The 21,580-nt window shown below is 58.0% G+C and carries 13 protein-coding genes; 5 read left to right on the top strand and 8 right to left on the bottom strand.

Annotation, left to right across the window (positions count from 1 at the left end):
- From BMZ24_RS18710 to BMZ24_RS18700, 3 genes are all read left to right on the top strand, one after another.
- A partial coding sequence (locus tag BMZ24_RS18710) for a DUF637 domain-containing protein (RefSeq protein ID WP_208599895.1) occupies window positions 1-2,682 on the top strand: 2,682 nt, incomplete at its 5' end.
- A gap of 1 nt (window position 2,683) precedes the next feature.
- A complete protein-coding gene (locus BMZ24_RS18705) occupies window positions 2,684-2,992 on the top strand; it encodes a barstar family protein (protein WP_092194548.1) in 309 nt (102 codons plus the stop codon).
- 317 nt (window positions 2,993-3,309) lie between these two features.
- Window positions 3,310-4,344 carry a DUF2157 domain-containing protein gene (locus tag BMZ24_RS18700; protein WP_092194546.1) on the top strand — a complete coding sequence of 345 codons (1,035 nt, stop codon included), beginning with the start codon at window positions 3,310-3,312 and terminating at the stop codon, window positions 4,342-4,344.
- 98 nt (window positions 4,345-4,442) lie between these two features.
- Here the strand turns inward: BMZ24_RS18700 and BMZ24_RS18695 are convergent, their stop codons facing one another.
- Together BMZ24_RS18695 and BMZ24_RS18690 are read right to left on the bottom strand one after the other, a co-directional pair.
- Window positions 4,443-5,273 (bottom strand): CvfB family protein, encoded by an 831-nt coding sequence (locus BMZ24_RS18695; protein ID WP_092194544.1) that lies wholly within the window; start codon window positions 5,271-5,273, stop codon window positions 4,443-4,445.
- Window positions 5,270-5,734 carry a YehS family protein gene (locus BMZ24_RS18690; protein ID WP_092194542.1) on the bottom strand — a complete coding sequence of 155 codons (465 nt, stop codon included), beginning with the start codon at window positions 5,732-5,734 and terminating at the stop codon, window positions 5,270-5,272. The genes BMZ24_RS18695 and BMZ24_RS18690 overlap by 4 nt, the downstream gene beginning before the upstream one ends.
- A 188-nt stretch (window positions 5,735-5,922) precedes the next feature.
- Between BMZ24_RS18690 and BMZ24_RS20395 the strand changes: the two genes are divergently transcribed.
- Together BMZ24_RS20395 and BMZ24_RS18680 are read left to right on the top strand one after the other, a co-directional pair.
- Entirely contained in the window at window positions 5,923-9,105 is a 3,183-nt protein-coding gene (locus tag BMZ24_RS20395; protein WP_279625560.1) for an EAL domain-containing protein, read from the top strand.
- 101 nt (window positions 9,106-9,206) lie between these two features.
- Complete coding sequence (locus BMZ24_RS18680; protein ID WP_092194538.1) at window positions 9,207-10,208, top strand: Lnb N-terminal periplasmic domain-containing protein; 1,002 nt, start codon at window positions 9,207-9,209, stop codon at window positions 10,206-10,208.
- 333 nt (window positions 10,209-10,541) lie between these two features.
- Here BMZ24_RS18680 and BMZ24_RS18675 read toward each other — a convergent pair whose 3' ends face one another.
- The 6 genes from BMZ24_RS18675 to BMZ24_RS18650 all read right to left on the bottom strand — a co-directional run bounded on the left by BMZ24_RS18675 (window position 10,542) and on the right by BMZ24_RS18650 (window position 21,536).
- Window positions 10,542-12,149, bottom strand: coding sequence for a methyl-accepting chemotaxis protein (locus tag BMZ24_RS18675; protein WP_244150424.1), 1,608 nt, complete (start codon window positions 12,147-12,149; stop codon window positions 10,542-10,544).
- 341 nt (window positions 12,150-12,490) lie between these two features.
- Entirely contained in the window at window positions 12,491-14,215 is a 1,725-nt protein-coding gene (locus BMZ24_RS18670; RefSeq protein WP_092194536.1) for a methyl-accepting chemotaxis protein, read from the bottom strand.
- A 400-nt stretch (window positions 14,216-14,615) separates the two neighbouring features.
- Window positions 14,616-17,153, bottom strand: coding sequence for an ABC transporter substrate binding protein (locus tag BMZ24_RS18665; protein WP_161949243.1), 2,538 nt, complete (start codon window positions 17,151-17,153; stop codon window positions 14,616-14,618).
- Window positions 17,146-18,594, bottom strand: a complete 1,449-nt coding sequence (locus BMZ24_RS18660) for a UTP--glucose-1-phosphate uridylyltransferase (protein WP_092194532.1) — start codon at window positions 18,592-18,594, stop codon at window positions 17,146-17,148. The genes BMZ24_RS18665 and BMZ24_RS18660 overlap by 8 nt, the downstream gene beginning before the upstream one ends.
- 180 nt (window positions 18,595-18,774) lie before the next feature.
- Window positions 18,775-20,199, bottom strand: a complete 1,425-nt coding sequence (locus tag BMZ24_RS18655; RefSeq protein WP_092194530.1) for a response regulator — start codon at window positions 20,197-20,199, stop codon at window positions 18,775-18,777.
- Complete coding sequence (locus tag BMZ24_RS18650) at window positions 20,181-21,536, bottom strand: sensor histidine kinase (RefSeq protein ID WP_092194528.1); 1,356 nt, start codon at window positions 21,534-21,536, stop codon at window positions 20,181-20,183. Before BMZ24_RS18650 ends, BMZ24_RS18655 begins: the two co-directional genes overlap by 19 nt.
- Window positions 21,537-21,580: the final 44 nt, after the last annotated feature.

Below are 21,580 nucleotides of genomic sequence, written 5' to 3'. Positions count from 1 at the left end.
GTCGGCCAGCGGGGCGCCATCGAGGCCACGGGCGATCTGTCCATGCAGGCCGGGCGGGATATCGGGATCATCGGGAGCGACGTGAAGGCCGGGGGTGATGCGACGTTTTCCGCCGGTCGCGACGTGATCATCGCGGCCCAGGAACTGGAGTCGCACAACTTTGGCAAGACCGGGAAATCCAAAAGCAGCTTAAATACGCAGTCCAGCAAGGCGGCCACCGTCGAAGCGGGCGGCTCGGTACGCATCAGCGCGGGACAGGATGTGGCAGTTCACGGCAGCAGCGTATCGGCCGGAACGGACGTGAACATCGAAGCGGACCGCGACGTCTCCATCACCGCCGCCACCGACGGCTACGACTATCACTTCAAACAGAAAAGCAAGGGCGGATTCTTCGGCGGTTCAAGCTCGGAAATGCACAAGGGCAAAGTCACGACCAACGTGGCTTCCGCCATCACGGCGGGTGGTGATGTGCATGTGGCGGCGGGTCAGGGTGGAATCGGGGACCTGACAGTCGCAGGGAGCAAAATAAAATCAGGCGAGGATATGGGCCTTCGGGCCGAGGACGGCATGCAGATCCTACCCGTGCGGGTCGAGAACTATGCCAAGGCCGAATCCAAAGAATCAGGCTTTATGGGCACGGGTTCCATGAAACTCGACGAAAGTCATGGATCGGCCAACGTCCGCAGCGAACTTTCCGCCGGTGGGAAAGTCAGTCTCGAAGCCGGGGACAGCGTCGTCCTGCAGGCGGCGCGCATCACCTCCGGCGACGAGACTGCGATCACGGCCGAGAACGGGCAGGTCGCCATGCTGGTGAGCAAGGACAGCTTTTTTGAACGCCATGTCGAATCGGACACGGGCTACTTCTCCTGGTCATCGTCCGACAAGGGGAAGCAGGACGAAGCGGTTCAGCACACGGAAATATCGGCCAGAAAGCTGAGTATCACCACGGCGAACGGGGTTGTGGTCCAATACAGGGAGACCGGAAACGTCCGGCAGGACATAGAACAGCTGGCGCAGGCCCCGGGCCTTGGCTGGATGGGCGAGCTGCTCAAGCGTGACGACGTCAACTGGCAGGCCGTGCAGGAAGCCCACGACCAGTGGAAGCACGAGGATGGCGGCATTGGAGGGCCGGGTGTGCAACTGGTGGCCCTGGCAATCGCAGTGGCGCTGACGGTGACCGGGGTGGGAGCGGCCTTTGCGACAGCGCTGACCGGCATCAATACGGCAACAGGAGCCGCGGCAACGGCCGCGACTGCAAGCGCCACGGCGGGAGCAACGACGGCAGCGAGCCTGACGGCGACACAATTGGCCGTTCACTCTGCCGTGGCGGCCGGCTTCAACTCCCTTGTCACCCAGGCCACCGTGCAACTCGTCGCCAACCAAGGCGACGTTGGCGCGGTGCTCAAGGCCATGACGACCGAGGACACAGTCCGTTCCTTGGCTACGGTCATGCTGACGGCGGGTCTGACGAGTGGGCTCATGAGTGCGACGGACGTGGCCAATGATCCCGGTTTGCTGAGTCAGGCCAAGGACATGACCGCAACCATGAAAGTTCTCAGCACGGCTCTGGAACGTACGGCCATCCAGGCGGGCGTGTCGGCAGGTGTAAATACCGCTATAAATGGCGGAGATCTGGGAAAAAACTTCACGAACAGCCTGCGTACGGCCGCCGTGATCACCCTTGGGGCGCAAGTTGCCGGGGAAATCGGTTTGGCCACACGAGAAGGCGATCTCAACTATGTCACCAACAAGATAGCCCATGCAGCACTGGGCGCAGCCATGGGTGAGGCGTTAAGCGGCGATGCGGCGGCCGGAGCCATTGGGGCCGTGGTCGGGGAGATGGCGGCGGAGGCTTTTGTCCAACGATTCGTTTACAGTCAGATCGATAATCCAGAAGCCCTGATGAATCTGACGGATGAGGAAGCGCTCCAACTGAAGGCTGATCTCATCCGGCTTGAGTCCACCGGCGTGGACATGGGCAGGCTTGCCGCGGGCATTGCCGCCGCCGTGGCGGAAAGGGATATCGATACGGCCGCGACGACCGGCGGCAATGCGGCTGAAAACAACGCATTTTTTGTGATTCCGGTGCTCCTTGAGTTCATGGACAAAGGGCTCCAAGCGTATGATGCGTACCGACTTGCCAAGGCCATTGATGCGGGCGATACGGACGAGGCAGCCGACATAGCCTCCGAAATCGCCTTGGGCGCCGCAACGGACGCAATCCCCGCCAATGTGGTGGCCATCAAGATTGTAAGCGCTGTCGAAAAATTCGGACTCGCGGGGTTGGGTGCGAAGATTGTTGGGAAGTTTGGGGATGAGGCGGGTGATGCATGGCGTGTAGCAGGAAAAGCTGTACATAAAACTGGATTTGATGAGGTTACTGAATTTATTGGGCAACACGGCAAATTGCCGGATAATTTTATCACAAAGAAGGAAGCAAAAGCACTTGGTTGGGATAGCTCCAAGGGTAATCTTCACGAAATTGCTCCAGGGAAAAGCATTGGTGGAGATATTTATGAAAATAGAAGTGGCATTCTTCCTGATGCACCTGATCGAACATGGATAGAAGTAGATATTAATTATGATCAAGGATACCGTGGAGCTGAACGGTTGATTATTTCAAACGACGGTTTGATGTACAAAACTACAGACCATTATAAATCTTTTCAAAGGATTAGATAGTATGGATTTTATAATTATTGATGGAAAAAATATGACTAATGAAAAACAAATGCACCATGAGTTGAAAAAAAAACTTAAATTTCCAGATTATTATGGATGCAATTTTGATGCACTTTATGACTGCTTAACAGATATATCAAATAATGAAATTATTATAATACATAATTTCATTTATGCTTTTAAAAGTCTCAATAAAATTTCTGTTAGTATGATTGAAGTATTTTATAGCGCAAAAATGAATACAGGGGATTTCCATTTTTTAGTTATAGATGAAGAAATAGGTAATTATATAGATATGTTAAGTCTGTAGGATCTTTTCATGCTTCGAACAGAAGTGGCTCAGTTTGTTTGAACAGAGGGTGTCCTGAATTTCGTGTAAACGGCATTCTTATTATGTTGCCCAATCAGTCTAATCAGCTCTACGGAATAAATTTATGAGGTCTGCATCCGGCAGAACCTTTATGAATTGATCGGATTTCAGGGAGCAAAGAGAAGTGACACAGAGAGTACTGTGATAATGGGCGATCGGCATGATTCTGATTGCCCGTTGCCTTGTCGGCGCGACCGGGAATAAGGAATGTGCATTCTGGACCATGGTCCGGACATGTCACGAAATCCGGAGGATGCATGGACGTCAGCAGAAACAGGCTGCGACAGGCGGTGGAAAAGGGCATACTCGATGCCGGACAGGCGGGGCGGTTGTGGGAGTTTTTGGAGGCCTCGGCCGTGGATACGCCGGGTTTTCGCTTCACCCATATTCTTTATTATCTGGGCGGACTCATGGCTATCGGCGCCATGAGCCTGTTCATGACCTTGGGCTGGGAGTCGTTCGGGGGGTGGGGGCTGCTTGGCATTGCCGTGGCCTACGCCGTGGCCGGGCTTCTGCTCACCGAAAATTTTCTGCACACGCGCCGCTTGCCCATCCCGGCCGGGATCATCGCCACCTTTGTCGTGGCCCTGACTCCGCTGGCGATCTATGGATTCCAGGAGGCCATGGGCTGGTGGGCCGACGGACGGGTTTACCGCGACTACCATGTCCATATCGACTGGCGTTGGATCTTCATGGAGCTGGGCACCCTGGCCGCAGGGGCGATCCTGCTCTGGCGCTATCGGTTGCCGTTTCTGGTCATGCCCGTGGCCGCGACGCTGTGGTACATGAGCATGGACCTGACGCCTTTCATCTTCGGCCAGGCCGACGTCACCTGGGAACTGCGCAAGCTCGTCTCGCTCTGGTCCGGCGTGGTCATCACCCTTGTTGCCCTGTGGATCGACATCCGCACCAGGGGTGAAAAAGACTATGCCTTCTGGCTCTACATTTTCGGGGTCACTGCGTTCTGGGGCGGGCTTTCGCTGATGCGCTCCGACAGCGAGCTGAACAAGTTTCTCTATTTCTGCGTCAACATGCTGCTCATCTTCTGCGGCGCGGCGCTACGACGCAGGGTTTTCGCCGTTTTCGGTGGCCTGGGCGCTGCGGGCTATCTGGGTTATCTGTCCTGGAACGTCTTCAAGGATAGCCTGCTCTTTCCTTTTGTGCTGACCATCATTGGGCTAGGCGTGATCTGGCTTGGCATCATCTGGCAACGCCATGAAAATGCCATTGCCCTGAAGTTGCAGGGATTGCTGCCCCAGCCGTTGCGCGATCTGGTGGCCCGTCGAGGCTAGTGCGCCATTCCCGCTTCATGAAATGCAAAAGAGCCGCAGGGATTTTCCTGCGGCTCTTTTGCCGTGAGTGCTGTAGCCTTGCGTCGTTAGCTGAGAGCTCAGAGCAGCACGATCCGGTCCGGCTCGATGCTGATTTTCTTTTGCTTGTAGAGGCGGCCCAGGGCTTTTTTATAGTTGGACTTGCTGGCCCCGAAGGCGGCGGCGATATATTCTGCCGGACTTTTGTCCGTCAGGTCGGTGCTTCCTCCGCATGCCGCCAGATGGGCCAGAATGCGGTCGGCTAGCATGTCCAGGCCGGACCTGCCGGGAGGCAGCAGGGACAGGTCGATCTTGCCGTCCGGGCGGATGGCCTTGATGAAGCCCTTCATGCGCTGGCCATAGCGCAGCTCGCCGGGTGCGTCGTCGCGAAAGACCAGTCCGAGATGCGTGTTGTTGATCACGGCCTTGAAACCGAGTTCCGAAAAACCGCTGATAAGCAGATCAACTTCCTGACCCGGTTTGAATCCTTCCCCCTCTTCGCTCAGGTAGGAGTGGAGCTTGGCCGTGCCCGCCAGACGGCCGGTGCGTTCGTCGATGTACACGAGGATGACGTAGGAGCGGCCTTCCTCCAGCGCCTTGTACTGCTCGCTTGACGGGACAAAGAGGTCCTTGGGCAGGCCCCAGTCCACGAAGACTCCGGACTTGGTCACGGCCACGACCTTCATGAAGGCGCACTGGCCGACTTCGGCCTTGGGCTTGCTTACGCTGCCCGTGAGCACGGTCTCGGAGTCCCGGTACAAAAAGACGCTCAAGCTGTCGCCAACGGCCGTGCCCGCCGGAAGCTCGCGCTTGGGCACGAAGACCTCGCCCAGGTTTTCGCCGTCGAGATAGGCTCCGCCCGTGACCATTTTCATGACCTTGAGGGTCGCGGTTTTGCCGAATTCAATCATGAAAGTTCCTCCCGCGAGATTTTCGCAAGCCCGCTCAAAAATTTTCTTAAAAGCTGATCCCGGCAGTACACGAAATTGCGATGCCCCTGTTTGCGGAAGAGGGCGGAAAGTTCGGATTTCGAGATTTCCATGCCGCCTGCGTCCAGGATGCGGATCATGTCCGAGTCCTTGAGTTCGAGCGCGATGCGGATCTTGCGCAGGATCAGGTTGTTGTTCAGCGTCTCGGCCGTTTCGGGGGCCAGTTCCCGGGCGCCGCGTCTGGAGGTGATCAGTCCGTCCAGAAACGCGCTCAGCAGCACGTCCGGGCAGTCCACGAAGCCCGGTTCGTCGTCCTTCTTGAGCAGGAGGTCGAGATCTTCCTGGCTCAGTCCGTGCCCGCCCAGGGTAAAGAGCCGGATGACGCCGGCGTTGTCCAGGTTCAATGCATAGCGCAATCGGCGCAGAATGTCGTTGTTGGTCATCAGTCCAGTCCTTGGTGAAAAGCGTCTGGCCTCGCCTACACGGGAAGTTTGCGGCGGTCATCAGGAAATTGTTTCCCCGCCCGGCCGGGAAGGGGCGCGTGTTTGTTCTTGACCCGTTGTGTCGGAATGTTAAGTTTTGCCTTATGCGTACATATTTCTGCTCAGTTTGTCTTATCCCAAGGACCGTAATGGGGCCTTTTTCCCTTTTGTCGGCTATTTTTGCCTTTTTGACTCTGGCCGGTCTTTTTCTTGCGCCTTGCGACAGTGTTTTCGCTGCCTCCAATTCACCCCAGAACGTTCGGCTGCAGCTCAAATGGCGACATCAATTTCAGTTTGCCGGGTACTATGCGGCCGTGTCCCAAGGGTTTTTCGAGGACGAAGGCCTGCAGGTGGAGCTGCTGGAGGGGGCTCCGGGCATCGACCCGGCCGCCAGACTGGTCTCCGGGGAGGCCGAGTTTGCCGTGGATTCTCCGGCGATTCTCATCAAACGCCAGGAAGGCAGCCCCCTGGTCGCTCTGGCCGCCATTTTCCAGCATTCGCCAAGCGTCATGATGACGCTCAAGGATTCACGGCTGGATTCTCCTCATGACCTGCGCGGCAAGCGCATCATGATGACCTCCGCAACGGATCCGGAATGTCTGGCCATGCTCGTCAGCGAGGGGGTTGCGCTGGAGAGCGTCACCCTGGTTCCGCATTCATGGGATATCGAGGATCTTGTGGCCGGACGGGTCGACGCCATGAGCGCCTACCTGACCAGTGAGCCCTACCACATGCAGGAGCGCGGTGTTCCCGCCGCGTACATCAGGCCCATCAATTACGGAGTGGATTTCTACGGCGACTGTCTGGTCTCGACCGAAGAGCAGGTGGAAAAACATCCTGAGCGGGTCGAGGCCTTTCTGCGCGCGGTGCAGCGCGGCTGGCGATATGCCATGGAGAATCCGGAGGAGCTGGCCCAGCTCATTCGCGCTCGATACTCCTCCGAGCTTTCAATGGAGCATCTTCTTTTCGAAGCCAAGACCATGCGCAGGCTGATCCGTCCGGATTTTGTCGAGATCGGCCACATGAATCCCGAGCGTTGGCGGCACATCGCAGACCTTTATGTCAAACTGGGGATGATGAGCCCGGATTACGACCTGTCCGGATTTCTCTATCCGGAATTCAAGGAGAATCTGCAGGCCCGCAAGCAGCAGGCCATCCGCATGACTTTGATCGTTCTGGGCATTTTCCTTTTTGTCGGAACCGGGATCACGGCCATGCTTTTCTTTTTCAATGCGCGGCTCAGCAGGCAGGTTCACGAGCGTACCGCCGCCTTGTCCGCCAGCGAGCGCAGTTTCAGGGCCTTTTTCGAGATGGCCAGCGTAGGCGTGGCCCAGTTCGAGGGCGTTTCGCACCGGTTCATCAAGGTGAACCAGAAATTTTCCGACCTTACGGGCTATTCCGCCACGGAGCTTGGCCAGCTTACTCCGCATGATCTTGTGCACCCCGATGATTGGCAGGTTTCGCAGGATGCCATGCAGAGTCTGGTCGCGAAGACGCACAAGGAGATCACTCTGGAAAAGCGCTATGTGCGCAAGGATGGAACCTTTTTTTGGGGGCTGGCGACCATATCTCCCCTGTGGGGCAAGGCTGATCATCCGGAGTTCTATCTGGCGGTGGTCCGCGACATCAGCATGCGCAAGAAGGCCGAGGAGAAGCTCATGCTGGCCGCCAAGGTTTTCGAGAATACCGTCGAGGGGATCGTGGTCACCGACGTCCATGGGACCATCGAACAGGTCAATCCGGGCTTCAGCATCATCACCGGATACACCCCGCAAGAGGCCGTGGGCGGTAACCCGCGCATACTCAAGTCCGATCGGCATCCGCAGCATTTCTATCAGGATATGTGGGCCAAGCTGGTGGCGGATGGGCACTGGGCCGGTGAAATCTGGAACCGTCGCAAAAACGGCGAATCCTATCCCGAGTGGCTGACCATCAGCGCGATCAAGAACGATGCGGGAGAGATTACCAACTATGTTTCCATTTTTCACGACATAACCGAGCTCAAGCGGCAGCAGGACGCCCTGGAATATCAGGCCCAGCACGATGCCCTGACCGGTCTGCCCAACCGCATCCTGCTCGGCGACCGGCTGCGCATGGCGCTGGCGCAACTTGAACGCAGCGAGGGCAAGCTCGCGCTGCTCTTTTTTGATCTCGACAACTTCAAGACCATCAACGACGGATTGGGACACGGTGTCGGCGATGCGCTGCTGGTGGAACTCTCCCGCCGCATGGAAAAACTCCTGCGCAGCGGGGACACCCTGGCCCGACTGGGTGGGGATGAATTTCTGGTTCTGCTGCCGGAGATCGAATCGGTCGATGCCGCCAGCCACATCGCGAACCGGATGCTCGAAGCCTTGAAAGCTCCGTTTCATCACGGGGATGTCGAGTATTTCGTCACGGCCAGCATCGGCGTGACCATCGCACCCGACGACGGCTCCGAGGGATCGAAGCTGATCAAGAATGCGGACATGGCCATGTACCGGGCCAAAAACCTGGGACGCAACAATTACCAGTATTTCACCCCGGAGATGGACGTGGCCGCGCATCGGCGCATTTCCATGGAATACAAGCTGCGCAAGGCCATCGAGGCCCAGGAGTTCGAGCTTTTCTACCAGCCGCTGGTGCATATCCAGAGCGGGGAAATACTCGGGGCCGAGGCGCTCATCCGCTGGCGTAGCGACGGCAAGCTCATTTCTCCCGCGGAGTTCATTCCCCTGGCCGAGGATTCCGGGCTCATCCTGCCGCTTGGCGACTGGGTGCTGCGCACGGCCGCGCGTCAGGCCAAGCTCTGGCAGGACGCAGGGCATGACCTGACCATGTCCGTGAACATATCCTCGCGGCAATTTTCCGGAACGGATCTGGCCCTGACCCTGCGCGAGGTGCTGCTGCACACGGAGCTGCGTCCGGGAAAATTGTATTTCGAGATTACCGAGTCCATGCTCATGGGCGACGTGAGCAAGGCCGAGACGACGTTGCTCAATCTGCGCGAAGCAGGGGGAACCTTTTTCCTCGACGACTTCGGGACCGGCTATTCCTCCCTTTCCTACCTGAAGCGCCTGCCCATTGACGGGCTCAAGATCGATCGTTCCTTCGTGAAGGACATCACCGACGATCCCGACAGTCGGGCCATTGTCGCCGCCATCGTATCCATGGCCCGGACCCTCAATCTGCGCCTGGTCGCCGAGGGCGTGGAAACCCAGGCCCAACGAAGCCTGCTGGCTTCCATGGGCCCCATCGTGCTGCAAGGCTATCTTGCCAGCCGGCCCGTTCCCGCGCAGGAGTTCGAGGAACTGCTGGCCAAGGGCGTGCTGCTTTCCCCGCTTGTCGGCTGACCCCGATGGGCGAGCACTGTCCTGACAGGGCATTTCCCTCGGGTCTGGTCAACATGCAGGCCGCTGCTTAAAATGTGCGCGCTGAAACTAAAGTGATATTCATGCGAAAACTTGTCCGCATTGGCGCTCAGGCGCTGCTCTATGTCGTGCTGCTGGGGGCTGTCCTGTGGACTGTGCCGGCCGTTTATTATGGCGATCTGCCGCAGTTCTGGCGCGTTCCGGCCGCAGTGGCGGCAGGGGCGCTGCTGCTGGGAGCCCTCATGTTGCGCGGGTGGCGGATGCGGCTGGCCGTGTTCGGTCCTGCGTTTTTCCTGATTCTGGTCTGGTGGTTTGCCCTGGAACCGTCGAATACCAGAGACTGGCAACCCGATGTTGCCATCCTGCCGCGTGCCGAAATCAATGGTGACCTGATCACTCTGCGCAATATCCGCAATTGCGAATACACTTCCGAAACCCAGTACACCGTCAATCATTACGACAAGACCGTGCGCCTCTCACAGCTCAAGGCTGTGGACCTGTTTCTGGTTTACTGGGGTTCGCCGCTCATTGCCCATACCATGCTCAGCTTTCAATTCGGCGATGACGACTTCGTTTGCGTCTCCATCGAAACCCGCAAGACCGTTGACGAAGAATATTCCGCGTTGCGCGGATTCTTTCGACAGTACGAACTGATTTATGTGCTGGCCGACGAGCGCGATCTGGTCCGCCTGCGCACAAATTTTCGCAATGAGGACGTGTATCTGTATCGGCTGGCTTTCAATCCGGACGTGGCGGGGCCGGTTTTCCTGCAGTACCTGCGTCAGATCAACGAGCTTTATGCGCGTCCGCAGTGGTACAACGCCCTTATAAGCAACTGTACGACCAACATCCGCGGTCACGCCCGCCCATACACCAGCGACGCCCGCATCGACTGGCGCATGCTGGTCAACGGCTTCGTGGACGAGATGGCTTATGAGCGTGGCATGCTCGACACCCGGCTGCCCTTCACTGAACTCAAGCGGATCAGCCACATCAATGCGCGTGCCCGGGCCTTTGGCGATGATCCTGATTTTTCTCTGCGCCTCCGCGACGGCCTTCCGACTCCAGGCGTCTCTGCATTTTGATGCCTCCAATCGAGCTACGCGCACCATCATATCGCAATGAGAACGCCTTGAAGTACTGTGGTGGGCGCGAGCACGGGCTGGTCCGGTCAGGCCGCTTCGAAACTCCCTCGCGGGCCTCGTACGGCGCAATCGTTGCGTGCAGGGCGAAAAAGCGGAGCAAGATGAACGGCAACGATTCCGCCAACGATGCCTGGCTCGGTCAGACAGTCGAAGCGACCTGACCGGACCAACCCGCACCCGCTTCGTGACGTAAACGAAACCTGCTCCGCCTTCATTCCAAAGAAAAAGCCCGGCTTTTCGAGCCGGGCTTGATTCGAGGCTGCTCTGCCAAGCTCAGATCCTGAATTTGCCGACCATGGCATTGAGGTCGCGGGCCAGTCCGCTCAGGCTTTCGGAGCTGGCTTGCACCGCCTCGGCCGACTGGGCGATGTCGCCGGAGGCTTCGTTCACGGAAGCCACTTCCTTGGCGATGTCGCGGGTCACTGATTCGGCCTGGGACACGTTCTCGTTCACTTCCTGCACACCCTGCGATGCCTGGCCGACGTTGTCCGCGATGTCGCGGGTCGTGACGGACTGTTCCTCGACTGCGGCCGCGATGGTGCCGACGATGGAGTCCACTTCGTTGATGACCTGGCTGACCTGCTGGATTTCAGAAACCGTGACCCCGGTCGCGCTCTGGATGCCCTGGATCTTGCCCCGGATTTCCTCCGTGGCGCGGGCGGTCTGCATGGCCAGTTCCTTGATCTCGTTGGCGACGACGGCAAAACCGCGTCCTGCTTCTCCGGCCCGGGCCGCCTCGATGGTGGCGTTCAAAGCCAGAAGGTTGGTCTGGGAGGAAATGGCCGTGATGGTCTCGGTGACCTTGTCGATTTCCCGCGCGGCATGGCCAAGCTCGTCCACCCGGCGCGAGGCTTCCGTGGCCTTGCCGACGGCGTGACCGGTGATGTCCTTGGCCTTGCTCGCGTTCTGGGAGATTTCGGCGATGGTCGCGGTCATTTCCTCGGAGGCGGTGGCCACTGTCCCGATGTTGATGGAGAACTCTTCCATGGCCGAGGCCACGGAGTTCATGTTGGAGCTCATCTCTTCGGTAGCGGCGGCCACGTTGGTGGACTTGGCGGTCATGTCGCTGGATGCGCCGCGCAGGTCGGTGGCCAGGCCAAGGAGTCCCGTCGAGGCCTGATTGACCTGCTTGGAGTTGCCGGCCACTTCGCGGATGATGCCATGCACCTGCTCCACGAACTTGTTGAACCATTCGGCCAGTTCCTGGGTTTCCGTGCCGGAGGTGTCCTTGAGGCGGGCGGTCAGATCGCCTTCGCCCTGGGCGATGTCTTTGAGCATGCCGATCATACGGTTCAGCGGGGTGATGATGGATCGGATGAGGAAGATGGTCAGCGGCAGGACCAGAAAGGCGAACCCGGCACCGATGAAGGACATGGCGATGGTCAAAGATCTTGCGGCCGCGTTTTCCAGGTCCGCGGCCACTGCACCCTGGGCCTCGGCGATGTTGTCGATGTACACCCCGGTTCCGATCCAGAGGTCGGTGCCCGGGATCATCATCGAATAGGCAATCTTGGGCTGGTCGCCTTTCCCCGGCTTGTCGAACACGTACTCGACGAATCCACCGCCTGCATGCGCCTGCTTGCTCAGTTCCCGGACATACATGAGTCCGTTGACATCCTTGTTTCCACCAAGATCCTTGCCCTCAAGCTCCTTTTTCGTCGGCAGAACCCGGCAGACCGTTTCCTGATAGACGAAGAAGTAGCCTGATTTGTCCTCTTCGAAGCGAATGTTGTTGATGAGACGGCTGATGGTGGCGACCCGTTCCGAATCGGCCGTCATTCCCTCGACGGCCGAGCCGAGGCTGGCGGCCATGTTCGTGGTCGCGATCATGATCTTGTCGCGCGCGTCGGCGTTCATGATCTGCCCGACCTTTTCGATCATGTGATTTTTGTTCCGCTGGCCTGATAGACGAAGAAGGAGACGACGGCGCCCATGAAAATGAGCATGATGCCGACCAGAAAGAGTAAGCGGTTGCGGATGCCAAATCGGATGGCCATGAACGTCCTCCAAGGATAATATAAATTGAGATTATTGATTGTTACACCACTTGTCGCAAACATGGCAAGAATGGGAATAACGGGGAGATGCGCGGGGTGAGCACTTCAGATTTGCCGAATCGGGATTGCAGGTGCGATGTGCGCGCTTGTGAACGTGTTTTCCGGGCTTCCAAATAAGAAAGCCCGGCATTTACCGGGCTTTTCGATCTGATAAAGGGGAATTTGTCAGATCTTGAACTTGCCGACCATGGCGTTGAGGTCGCGGGCCAGTCCGCTCAGGCTTTCGGAACTGGCCTGAACTGCCTCGGCTGAATGGGCTATGTCTCCTGACGCCGCGCTCACGGCGGTGACTTCCCGAGCGATGTCGCGGGTCACTGATTCGGCCTGGGACACGTTCTCGTTCACTTCCTGCACGCCCTGCGATGCCTGGCCGACGTTGTCCGCGATGTCGCGGGTCGTGACAGACTGTTCCTCGACGGCGGCCGCGATGGTGCCGACGATCATGTCCACTTCGTTGATGACCTGGCTGACCTGCTGGATTTCAGAAACCGTGATTCCTGTCGCGCCCTGGATGCCCTGGATCTTGCCCCGGATTTCCTCCGTGGCGCGGGCGGTCTGCATGGCCAGTTCCTTGATCTCGTTGGCGACGACGGCAAAACCGCGTCCTGCTTCTCCGGCCCGGGCCGCCTCGATGGTGGCGTTCAAAGCCAGAAGGTTGGTCTGGGAGGAAATGGCCGTGATGGTCTCGGTGACCTTGTCGATTTCCCGTGCGGCATGGCCAAGCTCGTCCACCCGGCGCGAGGCTTCCGTGGCCTTGCCGACGGCGTGACCGGTGATGTCCTTGGCCTTGCTCGCGTTCTGGGAGATTTCGGCGATGGTCGCGGTCATTTCCTCGGAGGCGGTGGCCACTGTCCCGATGTTGATGGAGAACTCTTCCATGGCCGAGGCCACGGAGTTCATGTTGGAGCTCATCTCTTCGGTAGCGGCGGCCACGTTGGTGGACTTGGCGGTCATGTCGCTGGATGCGCCGCGCAGGTCGGTGGCCAGGCCAAGGAGTCCCGTCGAGGCCTGATTGACCTGTGCTGAGTTTCCGGCCACTTCGCGGATGATGCCATGCACCTGCTCAACGAACTTGTTGAACCATTCGGCCAGATCCTGGGTTTCCGTGCCGGAGGTGTCCTTGAGGCGGGCGGTCAGATCGCCTTCGCCCTGGGCGATGTCTTTGAGCATGCCGATCATGCGCTTCAGCGGGGTGATGATGGAGCGGATGAGGAAGATGGTCAGGGGCAGGACCAGAAAGGCGAATCCGGCACCGATGAAGGACATGGCGATGGTCAGGGACCTTGCGGCCGCGCTTTCCAGGTCGGCCGCGACTTTCGCCTGGGCTTCGGCGATGTTGTCGATGTAGATGCCCGTTCCGATCCAGAGGTCGGTGCCGGGGATCATGGTGGAATAACTGACCTTGGGCTGGTTGCCCTTGCCCGGCTTGTCGAAAATGTATTCGACGAACCCGCCGCCTTTTTTGGCCGCCTCGTTCAGTTCGCGAATGAGATACAGTCCGTTGGGATCCTTGAGATCCTTGAGGTCGGTGCCTTCAAGGGCCGGGTTTGGCGGCATGATCCTGTTGGTGGTGCCCTGATAGACGAAAATATATCCCGATTGATCCTCTTCAAAGCGAATGCCTGTTACAAGATTCCTGATCACACCGATTCTTTCATCCTCATCGGTCACGTCCCTGATGCCGGCCTCGACGGATTTCGTTAACGCCTGGGTCAGCACCATGATCTTGTCCTTGGCCTCATCGGTCATGATGATGCCCACTCGATCTATCATTTGTGATTTGGAGTTCGCGGCCTGGTATACGAAAAAAGAGACCACCGCGCCGATGAAGACGAGCATCACGCCAACCAACAAAAGCAACCTGTTTCGGATTCCCAAACGCATGCTCATCGTGCTGCCTCCGGATAAATTGTCTAGAATTTGTCATACATTATCATCATTAAAATGATTTGTGCAACAGATTGTATGACAATTCCGGCGTGCATTATTTCACAGGGAAAAATGCTTTTCATTACGGAGTATTCGGACTGGTCTTGTATGAAAAGGCTGTGCTGTGAAAAGTCAGGAAAGAACCTGATGGTCATTGCCGCGAAGTTGGGCCATGTCGGGCAATAGCGCGAGATCCATTCTTTTCAGGTAGTTAAAAAAGGGATGGATCCCCTTCTTCAAGGGGATGACGGTTTCTTGCAGTGATGTATGGTTTTGCGTCTCGATAAAATGCTCAGGGCTCCGGATTGGGAGCCCTGAGCAAGGGGAATGGAGGAGGGGGAGGGCAGAACAGAAATCGGGGTCAGGACGTGTGGATGTTTTTGCGCGTGTACATGGATTGGTCGGCTTTTTTGAGCAGGGTTGCCAAATCCTGAGGTTCCTGGGGGTTGAAGGCCGTGCAGCCGTGGGTGACTCCCATGGTGTAGGGAATCCTGCCGGAGTTGTTTGCGGCGTCGATGAGTATGAGGACCTTGTTCCAGACCCGTTGAACCTCGTCCGGGCCGCATCCGGGAAAGATGAGCACGAACTCGTCGCCGCCGATGCGGTAGATTTCGTCACTGGCGCGGACGCAGGCGCGAATGATGGACACGACTTCCTTCAGGTAGGTGTCGCCGTGAAGATGTCCGTAAGTGTCGTTGACCTGCTTGAGCTTGTCCACGTCCACATAGCAGAACATGAACCTTTCGTTTTTTTCCACGGCTGCTTTGATTTTTTGCGGCATTTCCGATTCAAAGGCGCTTCTGGTGCTCGCTCCCGTCAGGGGGTCGATGCGCACGGAGCGCTCCAGGGCCCGGCGTTTGCGCTGCTGATAGCGGTAAAAGACGACAAGAATGCCAAGCAGCATGGCGATGATCAGAATCAGGGCCGTGATTGTCCACAGGGCGCGGGTATGCCGATATGCGTCCGAGTCATCGTTGATGAGCGTTGCGCCGCTGGGGAGCAGTCCAAAGTCCATTCCATGCCTTTTCATGGCCTTGGCGTCGAAGATGAACGCGTTGGGACTTATGGTGATGATCGGCAGATTGCCGGCATCTTGTCCGCGCAGGACGTTTCGGAGCAGATTTCCGGCGGCCAGTCCCTGGTGACGGCCGCTGGTGACCATCCCTCCGATGGACCCGGCTCCCAGATAGAAGTCCCAGAAGGAAAAGACCGGCACGGGGCTTGCGCTCACGATTTTCTTGCAGCTCTCCTCGTAGGAGAAGGTGTTCCCGTCGCGGTCCTGGTTGAAGCTCATGAGCAGGATGAAGCTGTCCGGCGGCAGCGTTGGCAGACGTTCGAGCAGACGGGTCATGGAAATGTTTTCAAGGAGTTCGATGTCAAGGGAGGCGGGCAGCAGGTGGCGAACCTCCTCGAAGCGGTTGTGGTTGCCAAGGCCCGTCGGGGTGGCGTCGTTGATGACGAAAAGTTTTTTGGCCCTGGGCAGGAGGCGGGAGGCGGCCTGCACCGTGCTGACGATGTCATAGGATTCGAGCACTCCGGTTATTCCCTGAGCGGACAGGGATTGTTGATCGGTGAGATAGTTCACGCCGCAAAAGATGATGGGCGCGTTGTTGAACAGGGTCTGCCGGTACTGGCGGGCAAAGTTGAAGGCGTTGTCGTCGGAGGTCAGCACTGCGGAAAATTTGGCCGAGCGATACTTTTCACGCATAAGGATGTAGTTCAGATACGTGAATTCAGGCTCGGGATGGCGCTTGGTGTCCATGTATTCGACATGCATTTCCACGTTCGCGGCGTCCGCTCCCAGGCTTTCCCTGATTCCGGATTCAATGTCGTCGGTCCACTTGAAACCCTTGTGGTACGAATGAAGGACCAGGATTTCATGCTCGGTTCCCCTTTTGGGGTGAAGGAATTTCGTCTCCGGCGGCAATCGGTCGGGAGTGATTCCGAAGCGCTCCATCTGGCGCATGTCCACTTCCAGCTGGATTCCGTCATCATAGGTCACGGGCAGGTCGACTGGGCGCGCGCCACCCAGGATTCGCCCGGCCATGTTGCCCGCGATCCGGCCCTGTTCATATCCGTTGGTCAGGTAGCCTCCGAAAAGTCCGTGGCCCATGAGAAAATTCCAGACCCCGTAAACCGGCACCGGGCTGGCCTGGGAAATGGCCGAGATGGCTTCCGTCGCGCCGTGGACCCGGCCATCGCGGTCCTGGAAATAGAGCAGAAAGAGAAGTCCCGTCTCCGGGCCGATCCCTTTGACCTGCTCCATCAGCTCCGGCAGGGGGGCATCCTCAAGCACCTGCAGAGGCAGGTCCGGGGGGACGACCTTGTGCAGTTCGGCCACGGCAGCAACGCCCGTGGCGGTCTTGTCCGAGATGACCATCAGCTTGCGCATTTGCGGCTGTAGCCTGCGCATGAGCTTCACGTTCGTGTTCAGGTCCGCGTATTCGCGCACGCCGGTCATGTTCCGGGGCAGCGGCGGCAGGGGGTTGGTGTTCACGCCGCAAAAGACCACGGGAGTGTCCGGGAAGATGCGCGCCCCGTGTTCAAGAATGAAAAAGAAGGCGCTTTCGTCCACCGTGATGACCAGGTCGGGACGCAGGAAGGCGTATTTGAGCTCCATGAAGTTAGGAAGGTTGGCGAGATATTCGGGATCGAGGTTGCGCTTGGTGTCCATGTGTTCGACGTGGATGAGCACTTCCGGATCATATTGATGCAAGGTCGCTTCCAGCCCGTGCATGATGTCCGCGGACCATTTGTAGTCAGGGTGGTAGGAATTGAGGATGAATACCTGTTTGGCGGCCATGGCGCTTGCCGGACACAGGGCAAGAAGCAGCAAGCATACCAGGGCCGCCAGTAGCGGCAGGACACGGCCAGGGAAACTCAAGCCTGCGTCACGCAAAAAGGGTTTCTCCCTGGAGCACGCTGCCGGCCTTGACCACGACCTGATTCGGCCCTGGGTTGACGAGGCGGACATCACCTATGCACTGCACATCCTGCTCGAAGAGCACATCCCCTTCGACGACAAGGCTGTCGCAATTGAGCAGGGACGGCGGATTCTTGGGAAAGCGGGCCAGGAACGCGTCGATTTTCTTGTAATGCCGCGAGTCCAGGGAAATGGACGGCATGGAAGTGACGCGGTCCGGGTTGGGGATGATGGTTTCGCGTTCCGTGCGCACGAAGCAGTCGGACATGACCAGGAGCAGGTCGTTGGTTGTCTTGACCGGCGCAAAGCGTTTTCTGGGCACGATGACGGCCTGGGCATTGAGGAAATTGGTGATGGCCGAACCCATGGCCGTCTCAAGTTGAAAGACCTTGGGGGAGGACGGGTCCCGTGGATCCAGGCTTTTGGGATTTATGATCAGGTCAAGGGGCATCATCCGGTGCGAGACGAAAACGGACTGCAGGATGCGCAGGTCTATCCAGATGGAGTTGGTGTTGAAGAATTTGTATTTTTCGATGTCGCAGAACGAGTCCATCTCGGTGTCGGGGCACTGTGCCACTTCGCGCAGGGCGAGCTGCCTGTTCTTTTTCAGGCGGCAGAGATGCCCGCCTTTCTTGTCCTGATCCGTGCGTCGCGCGACTTCCATGAGAAAAGGCAGGTTGTGGTGGACCATGTAGCCGAGCAGCCGACGGTTCATGATGGCCCCGAGATTGTCTGAGTTGGAGATGAAGGCGTAAATGTAGCCTTTGTCCAGCAGGGCGTCGAGGATGCCCGAGGTGATCATGGCGGTGTAGATGTCGCCGTGCCCGGGAGGATTCCATTCCAGTTCGGGATTCTGGGGCCAGGATGCCGGGGTGTGGTCCTTGGCCATGATCTTGGGGTAACGATGCTGCAGGAAGGCAAGGTCGATGCCGGTGGTGCCGTTGTTGAAATCGCCGACCTTGAGCATGGTGTCCATGTGGGTTTTGAAGCTGTTCATGAACACTTGCGGAAAGTCCACCCCGTAGTGGGTGCGGACCGTCTTGGCCTGCAACAGGATGAGGTCCAGAAAGCTGAGCCCCTCCTTGACCGGAATGAGCGACTTGGCCGATTCCAGGCCCATGCTCGTACCCAGGCCGCCGTTGAGTTTTATGACGGCGGTCTTGTCCAGCGCCTCTTCGCCCTTGGCCTTGAATTGCTCCATGGCATCATATTCCGCAAGTTCATCGTCATGCACGGCCACGATATCCCGGTCGGAGAGCTTGCCCTGGGCACCGTAAAGAAATTGGTTAAAGTAACACTTGAAGGTATTGATGACGATGGCGGGCAGGCCTTGCTGCTCCATCTTCAGGGCAAAGGGACGAAAAAGCGCGGAGAGTTTGGGGTCGTCGACACTGACGCAGCTAATATCCTGGGCCATGGAGGCTCCTTGTGTGGATCAGGTTCATGATAGCATTCCCGAAAGCGCGCGGGGAATGTGCGCGGGTGAAGGAACAGCATAGAACATGTGCCGTTATTCGTCCATAATGTCGTGGTCGCAAAGAGGAAATTTTTGAAATCAGCTATTGATGTCGTCCTTTTCATCCGGTGACCACGGATTTTAATCCTCGCGGGCGGGGGCCTTGGGCACGGACATTGTCAGCCGCGCCATGGAATCCTTTTGTTCAATCTGCAGGTGCCCGCCAATGCGTTCGACCAGCAGCAGACACATGGCCAGGTTCATCTCGTCGTCCTCGAAGGGCATGATGAGACGCTCTTGCCCTGTCGCCGGAGTGCGCACCGGGTCCATGATCAGGTCGGTCACGACCAGTTCGTTGGCTTGCGAAGCCCTGATGCGCATCGAGCCGGATTGTTCGACGATGTCGGCGCCATGTCCGATGAGATAGATGAAGATGCGGTGCAGGAATTCCTGATCGGCAAGGACCGGAGGGAGGTCATCCGTGAGCTCGATGTCGAAGCTGACTGATTTGTGCTCCAGACGACTGGAGACCAGACTCATGATGAAGTTCACCGTGGGGGCCAGCTGGCAGGGGGTCAGCGTGACGTCGATGGGTTCGAGATAGGCGGTGATACGCTGGAGCAGGCGTTCGAGCCGGTTGCATTCTTCCAGGATGACCCTGGTTTCGACGGCTTCCGGGTAGCGCAGGCGCAGTTGTCGGGCGAAGCCGCCAAGGGCGACCAGGGGATTGCGTATTTCGTGCGCCACCTCTTCGGTCATGGTGCGCAGCATGCTGAGCTTCTCGTTCTGCCGCAGAAGCTTGTCCAGATAGGAGTTGCGGGTCATGTCCATGATCATGCCCTCGATCCTGTCCGGGGTGCCGCCGGGCGGCAGGGGCGAGGCAATGGACTGGAGCAGGAGGGAGACGGGATATCCCTTCTTGTGCAGAAAACGAAATTCAAGACTGAATTCGGCAGTTTCCGGTTGCAGGCTTTTTTTCAAGGCGATCAGAAACCGTCTGCGGTCTTCCCGCACGATGCGCCTCAGGAACGATCTGGGCGACTTGAGAATCTCCTGCGGCAAATATCCGAGGATCTGTGTCGTGGCATGGTTCAGAAATTCGAATTCCAGGTTGCGGTTGATGATGAAAATGATGACGGGGAGCTTTCCGATCAGCCGGATCAGGTGTTCCTGGGTGTCGTGGATGCGTCGCTGCATGCCCGATTGGGCCAGGCAGTTGCGCAGGCCGTTGATGAAGATGTCCATGCTGAGGATGGGTTTGGTCACATAATCGAAGGCTCCCGCTTTGAAGGCGTCGATGGCGTGACTTATGTGCGTGCGTCCCGAGACGATGATCACGGGAGTGGACGGACGGGATATCTTCATGTCGCCGAGCAGGCCCATTCCTTCGTCGCCGGAAATGCCAAGGTCGAGAAGCACCAGGTCCGGAGCCAGGTGCATGAAGAGATGCATGGCCTTGCGTGCGTCGGTGGCCTCATGGATCCTGAAGCCCGCATCTTCGAGATTTGCGGCGAGGGAGGTCCGGAGGTGCTCGTCGTCTTCGACGATCAGGATGGACTGGGGCATGATCCGGGCTCCGTCGATGTTAGGGAATTGTCACGGCAGGGCAGGGTGATGTGAAAGGTGTTCATCGGCGCGGCGTAGGAATATTCGGCCCGGCCATTGTGCAGCTCGACGATCTGTTTGACGAAGTAAAGGCCGTGGCCTGAGCCCTCGACGTTCTCCGTGGCGCTGCATCGAAAATCCGCATTGAAAAGTTTCATCCGATCCGGGCTTGGTATCTCGTGTCCAGTGGTGCGGATGTAAAGCTCGATGCCCGGCTGCCCCGGGCCAAAAGCCTGCGGTTTGCTTTCCCACCCGTAAAGGACCAGTTTCTCTTCCCGGCCGGATTCTCCAGGCATGGATTCCGTATATTTGACCGCATTGGAGAGCAGGTTGGCAAAAACCTGCGAAAGAAGCCCGATATCCGCCTCCAGCGTGATGTCTTCATCGATGCGTACGTCCGGGGCGATGCGAATGGTGATGCCCTGGGCATTGAGCAGGGGCAGGAAGCGATCGAGCTGCGGCTCGAAGATCTGGCTCTTGAATTTGCAGGGGCGCGGCTGCAGGTCGTAACGCCCTTTTTCAAAATGTCCGTGGCGAAGCAGGCTCTCCAGAAAGAGACTCGATTGCTGAAAACGCCTGGAGATGCATTTCTGCCTTGTCTGCAAGTCCTTGATCATGCCCGGAAGCTCGCGCCTGATTTCCCGATCCGGGGAGCTTGAGCGGACCGGAGAGAGGGCGTCCACCTTGCGGCCGAGGTGCTCAAGCTGTTTCTCCATCTGCAGGAAGAGCAGCTTGAAATGCATGTTGGGCACAATGACGTTGTGCCCGATGTCACGTACCAGATTGTAGATGAAGGTCAGGCGCTGGCGGCTGCTGATGGCGACCTGCTTCACGGCCATGAGCTGGGCTAGGGCGCGCACGTATTCGAGATAGAAAGCTTCTTCCTCCGGACTCAAGTTCTTGTGCAGACAGAGCATGCCAAGCAGTTTGGGCTCGGTTCCGGTTTCGCATATGGGAATCGCGGTCAGGCCTTCAAGGCGTATGCCGACGGTCTGGTTCGGGCAGGAGGGCTCGGGAAAGGTGATGAGTCTGGGTTTTTGCGCACTGGTGGTCCGGCGCAGCCGTAACGTGCCCTTTGGGCCACGCATGTACAGGGAGGCGGGAGTGTCCAGGCACACATCGGGCACGAGCACGCACAGCGACTTGAGATCGCGCAGGGATTCGAATTCGAAGCTGGCCTCGAAAAAGAGGTTCAGCGCGGTGCTTCGGATCGCCGCCTGGTCGTCGTTCGCACGGCCGGCCAGGCGCTCCAGAAGGTGCGCCCTGATGTGCTTTCGGGCATGAAGGGAGGGTTGCATGGCGTGTCCCGGGGTTGACGGATTTCACCGAACCATACCCCAGG

The sequence above is a fragment of the Desulfomicrobium norvegicum genome, from assembly GCF_900114595.1.
Lineage (GTDB): Bacteria > Desulfobacterota > Desulfovibrionia > Desulfovibrionales > Desulfomicrobiaceae > Desulfomicrobium > Desulfomicrobium macestii.
The sequence above is the reverse complement of the archived record's forward strand: the minus strand, read 5'-3'. Positions and strand labels throughout refer to the sequence as shown.